Annotated in this window: 9 protein-coding genes; 4 read left to right on the top strand and 5 right to left on the bottom strand. The window is 26.5% G+C overall.

The genetic code is table 11. From position 1 onward, the window contains the following. Both ACERKK_RS09750 and ACERKK_RS09755 read right to left on the bottom strand, forming a co-directional pair. On the bottom strand, window positions 1-364 hold a 364-nt coding region (locus ACERKK_RS09750; RefSeq protein WP_373772895.1), incomplete at its 3' end, for a cache domain-containing protein. Between the two features lie 3 nt (window positions 365-367). After that, window positions 368-1,228 (bottom strand): 1-aminocyclopropane-1-carboxylate deaminase, encoded by an 861-nt coding sequence (locus ACERKK_RS09755; protein ID WP_373772896.1) that lies wholly within the window; start codon window positions 1,226-1,228, stop codon window positions 368-370. 64 nt (window positions 1,229-1,292) lie between these two features. On the opposite strand from ACERKK_RS09755, the gene ACERKK_RS09760 reads away from it, so the two are divergent. The 3 genes from ACERKK_RS09760 to ACERKK_RS09770 all read left to right on the top strand — a co-directional run bounded on the left by ACERKK_RS09760 (window position 1,293) and on the right by ACERKK_RS09770 (window position 2,567). Continuing rightward, complete coding sequence (locus ACERKK_RS09760) at window positions 1,293-1,775, top strand: MotA/TolQ/ExbB proton channel family protein (protein ID WP_373772897.1); 483 nt, start codon at window positions 1,293-1,295, stop codon at window positions 1,773-1,775. Then, window positions 1,775-2,164: an ExbD/TolR family protein gene (locus ACERKK_RS09765; RefSeq protein ID WP_373772898.1), complete on the top strand. Its 390-nt coding sequence runs from the start codon at window positions 1,775-1,777 to the stop codon at window positions 2,162-2,164. The genes ACERKK_RS09760 and ACERKK_RS09765 overlap by 1 nt, the downstream gene beginning before the upstream one ends. A 184-nt stretch (window positions 2,165-2,348) precedes the next feature. Continuing rightward, on the top strand, window positions 2,349-2,567 hold the full coding sequence (locus ACERKK_RS09770; protein WP_373772899.1) for a cold-shock protein: 219 nt from the start codon (window positions 2,349-2,351) through the stop codon (window positions 2,565-2,567). Between the two features lie 125 nt (window positions 2,568-2,692). On the opposite strand, the gene ACERKK_RS09775 is transcribed toward ACERKK_RS09770, so the two are convergent. The 3 genes from ACERKK_RS09775 to ACERKK_RS09785 form a co-directional block, all read right to left on the bottom strand. Beyond that, window positions 2,693-3,055 (bottom strand): DUF779 domain-containing protein, encoded by a 363-nt coding sequence (locus ACERKK_RS09775; RefSeq protein WP_373772900.1) that lies wholly within the window; start codon window positions 3,053-3,055, stop codon window positions 2,693-2,695. Continuing rightward, on the bottom strand, window positions 3,055-3,189 hold the full coding sequence (locus ACERKK_RS09780; protein WP_373772901.1) for a hypothetical protein: 135 nt from the start codon (window positions 3,187-3,189) through the stop codon (window positions 3,055-3,057). The genes ACERKK_RS09775 and ACERKK_RS09780 overlap by 1 nt, the downstream gene beginning before the upstream one ends. 94 nt (window positions 3,190-3,283) lie before the next feature. Next, complete coding sequence (locus tag ACERKK_RS09785) at window positions 3,284-4,801, bottom strand: aldehyde dehydrogenase family protein (RefSeq protein ID WP_373772902.1); 1,518 nt, start codon at window positions 4,799-4,801, stop codon at window positions 3,284-3,286. A gap of 215 nt (window positions 4,802-5,016) precedes the next feature. Here ACERKK_RS09785 and ACERKK_RS09790 point away from each other — a divergent pair. Beyond that, window positions 5,017-6,720, top strand: a 1,704-nt coding sequence (locus tag ACERKK_RS09790) for an FIST N-terminal domain-containing protein (protein WP_373772903.1), incomplete at its 3' end; no start/stop codon positions are given.

The raw sequence follows: 6,720 nt of genomic DNA on the forward strand, positions 1-6,720 counted from the left end.
CTTTTAAAGAATCAAATATTCTATTTATTATTTGTTCTTTAGTTTGAGTATCTTTATATTTTTCATAAATATATGTAATTGTTTTATAAGCTTGGTCAAGATGTAATTTAATCTCATTTTTTAAAAACAGATCATCTTTTTCTTTTTCATACTTTATATATTCATATACTCTATAAACTTCATTTTTTATTCTATTTTGATTCTCTAAATGAAATTTTACTTTTAAACTCTCAATTTCATTATTATAGTTTTTTTCTTTTTCCCAAAAAAGTAATAATGTAATTATTATAGAAATAACAGTTACAATAAGTATTGGCGTATATCTTAGTAAAAAAAGAAGTTTTTTTTCATTTTTTGATAGCATTATTTATCTTTTGTTTTCATATTTATATTCATATCTTTGAAGCATTGAAATATTACCTAAAAGTCCACCTTGGTGTATATATATTATTTCATCTTTAATATTTATATCTTTTAAATAGTTTTGCAATACTAACCATCCTTTACAATCATACAAAAAATCAAATTCTATTTTTGTTTCTTCTAATAGTTTTTTATGTATTTCATAAAATTCTTTATATAATTTCCCAAAATGATACTTTTTTTCTAATTTTAATATTTTAGGATGATTAGTTTTTTCAAGTTCATTAAATTGCTCTTTTAAATATTCTTCACTTCCAACACAAGCACAAGTTAAGACTTCAAAAGGCAAATATTTTTGTAAATAAAGAGCAGTCGTTCCTGTACCTGATGGCAAAAATACTTTTATATCTTTTTTATTATTTTCTTTGCACCATGAAATAATTTCATCTGCTAATATTTTAATCCCAAAAGCTGCTTCTTTTAAAGCACCACCTTCTTTAATAAATAAAGTATCTTCTTCAAAAGAATCAGGTATTTGTGTTTCATATATATTCATACCATTATTTAAAGCTTCTTTATAATTACCTATAGGATTTTCTTTTATATATGAAGCTATATGATCTACATAATAATCAAACTCTATATTTTTTAGTTTACATAATACAGAAAGTGAATACATAGCATTTGATTGAGAAGAACCATGTGATACAATTTTTTTAATATCTTTTAAGTCATCTTGTAAAAAATAGTAAAACTTTCTTGCTTTATTTCCTGAAAAATCTTTATGTAATAAATCATCTCTTTTTATAAAATAGTTTTTATTATTGAAATTTATTTTTTCTATTGGTGAGTTTAGGTAATTCATTTTGGAATTTTAGCATTTATTAACAAAAGTTTTGTAGAATAGTAAAAAACTTTTTGGGGTATTTATGAATATAATGGATTATATAGATAAAGGTGGAGTAATTGTATATATATTAATTGCATTAAATGTAATTGGTCTTACAATTATATTATGGAAATTTCTTACACTTCCACGTAAAAATGCAATGATTGCTAAAATTAAAAATAAAATCAATAATGATACTCAAGCTACAATTTATGCTCAAATTGAATATGAGGTAAAAAAACTTGAAACTGGTTTAACATATATTAAAAATATAGCAACTGTTGCACCTCTTTTAGGATTACTTGGAACTGTAATTGGTGTTTATAAATCATTTGAAGCTATAACGCAACAAGGTTTAGGTGATCCAACTGTATTTTCAAATGGTATTGCTATTGCTTTAATCACAACAATTGCAGGACTTATTGTAGCAATTCCTCATCATATTGCTTATAATCACTTTATTTCTATGATTGATAGCATTGAATTAAAAGCAAAAAAAGAAATTGTTGGAATTTTAAAATAATGAAAAGAAGAGAAACATTAGGTTTAGATTTAACACCAGTTATTGATGTTGTTTTTATTCTTTTAATCTTTTTTATTGTTTCTTCTGTATTTAAAAAAGATGAATTAGCACTAATTTTAGATTTACCAAACTCAAATTCAAAAGAGATGAAAGTAGATAAAGAACAAGTGTTTATCGAACTTACAGAGAATAAATTAGCAATAAAAGGAATTGAAGTATCATTTGATTCACTTGAAGATAATTTAAAAGCAATAGAAAATAAGCAAAAATCTGTAATAGTAAGAATTGATAAAAAAGTTCAGTATCAAAGGGTTATAAAGGTCTTAGATTTGTTACAAAAATATGATTTAACTAACTTAGCTTTAGTAACAAATGAAGAAAAAAAATAGTTTTTGACAAAAAATCAGTTTTTTATGTTATACTACTTCCATTGAAAGATGATTTAGAGTTTCATCTATTAGTTTATATTTTTATTGTCATGTTTAATTTCAATACGATCGATCTAAAGAATACTCCATTTTATATTTTCAGCGCTTTAGAAATGAAGTATATTTAAAAACAAAAGGAATTGCAATGGCAACATTAGTAAACGGAACAGTTAAATGGTTCAACAGTGAAAAAGGTTATGGATTTATCGAACAAGAAGATGGTGGAAAAGATGTTTTTGTTCACTACAGACAAATCAACAGCAACGGTTATGACAGAGTTTCTTTAAACGATGGTCAAAAAGTTACTTTCGAAGTTGGTCAAGGTGAAAAAGGTTTACAAGCAGAGAACGTTACTGCTTTATAGTCTTTAAGAAAAGAGAGTCTCCTCTCTTTTCTACTTTTTATTTCTCTATATATTTACTCACAATTTTTTATTTTCATTCAATTTTTTACTTATATAAAACTTTTTAAATTCTTAACATAATTTTTTTATTTTAATTTAGCATACTCTTCATCAGTAAATATTCTTGATTTTGTAATAAATTGATAGCCTAAATCTATTTCAAGGGAAAAGGAATTACCAAATGCTGTCTCTTTTTTTACATCAATTGTTATATGAGAATGTTTAAAATACTCAAATTGATCTTTATCCATAAAAAACTCACAATCACAGATTTCACCTAGTTTTACATTTCTAGAAGGAACATAGAAATCATTTTTTGAATAACACATAGGTGCAGTTCCATCACAGCAACCACCACTTTGATTAAATACTAATTCACCATTTTCTTTTTTTAAAAGCTCTATTATTTCAGCTGCTTCTTTAGTTACTGCTAATCTTTCAATTGACATTATTTATCCTTTTTATTATATTTCTCAAAAATAAACTCTTTTGTATTTTTAAGTTTATCAAATTTATACACAGCATATATACAAAATATTCCTATAATAATTACACATAAAAACATAAAAAGTAATGTATTCATTCTCTTTCCTTTAAAATATCTTCTAAAAAAAATGCATAGAAGAAAATCTTCTATGCATTTAAGAACTTAAATTGTTTAACTAAATATTAAAGGCCTAGAAAAATCCTAATGCGTCTTTTGAGTATGAAGTTAAGATATTTTTTGTATGTCTGTAAGAGTTTAACATCATCATATGAGTTTCTCTTCCGATTCCTGATTTTTTGTATCCACCAAATGATGCATGTGATGGGTACATGTGGTAACAGTTAACCCAAACTCTACCAGCTTCAATTCCTCTTGAGAATTTATGTAATTGGTGAGCATCTCTTGACCATACACCAGAACCTAATCCATAGATAGTGTCATTTGCAATTTCTAATGCTTCTTCTTCAGTTTTGAATGTAGTAACAGCAAGTACTGGTCCAAAAATCTCTTCTTGGAAGATTCTCATCTTGTTGTGACCTTTGAATAATGTTGGTTTAATATAGTTACCATTTGGATGTACTTCACTTTCATAAGCTTCACCACCACATAATAATTCAGCACCCTCTTCTTTTCCAATTTTAATATACTCTAAAATTTTCTCTTTTTGAGAAGTAGATGCTTGTGCACCCATCATACAAGTTGGATTTAAAGGATCACCTAATTTAATAGCATTAACTCTTTCTAATACTCTTGCCATAAATGGCTCATAGATTGATTCTTGAATTAATGCTCTTGATGGACAAGTACAAACTTCACCAGAATTAAATGCGAATAATACTAAACCTTCAATTGCTTTATCAAAGAACTCATCATCAGCATCCATAATTGATTCTAAGAAGATGTTTGGAGATTTTCCACCAAGCTCTAATGTAGAAGGAATAATATTTTCAGTTGCATATTGCATAATTAACTGACCAGTTGAAGTTTCACCTGTGAATCCAACTTTTTTAACATCTGGATGTGTTGATAAATGTTTACCAATTTTTCCACCTGAACCATTAATAATATTTACTAAACCTTTTGGAAGAACTTCTTGAATTGTTTCCATTAAGATTAAAATTGAAAGTGGAGTTGCTGATGCTGGTTTTAAAACAACAGTATTTCCAGCTGCTAATGCAGGTGCAATTTTCCATGCTGCCATTAATAATGGGAAATTCCAAGGAATAATTTGTGCAACAACACCTAATGGCTCATGAATTTCTTGAGAAATAGTATTAGCATCTAAGTCTGAAACTGTTCCTGACTCTGATCTAATTACTGATGCAAAGTATCTAAAGTGATCAACAACTAAAGGAACATCTGCTGCCATAGTTTCTCTAATAGCTTTTCCATTATCTAAAGTTTCTGCAAGTGCTAAAGCTTCTAAATTAGCTTCAATTGCATCTGCAACTCTATTTAACATTGTAGATCTTTCTATAACTGTAGAATGTTTAAATGTTTCAAATGCTTCAGATGCTGCATCAACTGCTGCATCAACGTCAGCTTCATTTGATCTTGGAATTCTTGCTAATACTTCACCATCAACAGGAGAAACATTATCAAAATATTCACCACTTGTTGGTGCAACCCATTCTCCACCTATGAAGTTTTCATATTGTGCTTTATACTCAGGTTTTGCAATTGGTAATACTTTTTCTTGTGTAGACATTTTTAATTCCTTTTATTAGTTTTTATTTAATTTGGGCAAAAAATGAAGTTCATTCTTTTGCGATAATGAAAGTTTACATGAGTTTTATAGCCTAAATATAGCCCAAATATAGCTTGAGTATAGCGGTGTTTATTTTTAGAACAAATTCCCAAGTTTTGGTATGTTTATAGAGTTTTTTTTCTTTAAGTTTTTTAATTTATGTGTTACAATATTTTATGAAGACATTTAACTATACCCTAAATAATAAAGCAATTGAAGAGTTAATAGACTTTTCAATATTCAAAAATGAGAAATCTGTACTTATACAAGTTTTTTGTGGTGAAAAGAAAAAAGTATTACAAAAAACAATAGATACTTTAATGCAAAATATTCCTCAAGCTATTTGTATTGGTTCATCAACTGATGGTGAGATAAATAATCAAAAGATTAGTACATTTAAAACTGTTATATCAATTTCAGTATTTGAAAAAACATCTATTAAAACAACATTTATTAAAAACAAAGATTCATTTAAAAATGGTTATGAATTAGCAAAAGAGTTATCAAAAGAGAATACAAAACTGCTTATTGTTTTTACAGCTGGAGATAAAACAAATGGTGAAGCATTTTTAAAAGGTATAGAAAGTATTAATAATACTATTCCTGTTTCTGGTGGAATGGCGGGGGATAATGGAAAGTTTAAACAAACATTTATCTCTTGCCAAAATAAGATTCTAACATCTGGTGCAGTAGGAGTTTCATTAAATTCAGAACTATTAAATATTCAAAATGCATATAATTTCAATTGGTCACCAATTGGAATCGAACATATTATTGAGGAAGTAAAAGATAATAGGGTTTATAAAATTTCAGGAATGAAACCTTTAGATTTTTATGAAAAGTATTTAGGAGAATATGTAGCTAAAGCATTACCAGCAACGGGAATAGAATTTCCATTAATTGTAGAAAGAAATGGTTTACCTCTTGCACGAGCTGTAATAAATAAACATAAAGATGGTAGTTTAAGTTTTGCTGGGAACTTATATAAAGGAGATGTTGTAAAACTTGGGTTTGGAAATGTTGAATTAATTATGAATAATCCAGTTGAATCTTTATTTAATCACTCTAATATTCAAACTACTCAAACATTTTTTATATATTCATGTATGGCAAGAAGAAGATATATGCCTGATATGATTGATATTGAAGTTACTCCTTTTTCAAAAGTTGCTACTACTGCTGGCTTTTTTACATATGGGGAGTTTTATCATAATAATGGACATAATGAACTATTAAACCAAACGCTTACAGTTGTTGCTCTTAGTGAATTAGAAAATATTAATAAAGAGAATAAAAAAGATATAGTAAGTATAAAAAGTGAAAATATTAGTGAACAAGCTAGAAGTTTACAAGCCTTAACAAACTTAATTCAACAATCATCAAAAGATTATTACAAACAATCAGAAGAGCTACAAAAAGGAAAAGTTTATGCGCAAAACTTATTATCTTCGCAAAAACAATTTTTAAAACATGCAGTTCATGAAACAAATACACCCCTATCTATTATTATGGGAAATGTTGAAATGGCAGAAATTCAATATGGTAAAAATAAATATTTAACAAATATTGAAGTTGCAATGAAAAATATTTTTAGTATTTATGATGATTTATCTTATCTTGTAAAAAGAGATCATCAAAAAGAATCTAATTATGATATTGATTTAGTTGATTTTTTAAGAACTAGAATTGACTTCTTTACACAAACAGCAACAAAATTTAAACTGAAATTTGAATTTATAACAAATAAAGATGAGATTATTATTGATTTTAATGAAATAAAACTGCAAAGAATTGTTGATAACAATCTAACAAATGCAATAAAATATACTCTTGAAAATGAAGTAATATATGTTTTGGTTAAAAACAATCAAACAAGCGTT

It is taken from the genome of Poseidonibacter sp. (assembly GCF_041821165.1).
GTDB lineage: Bacteria > Campylobacterota > Campylobacteria > Campylobacterales > Arcobacteraceae > Poseidonibacter.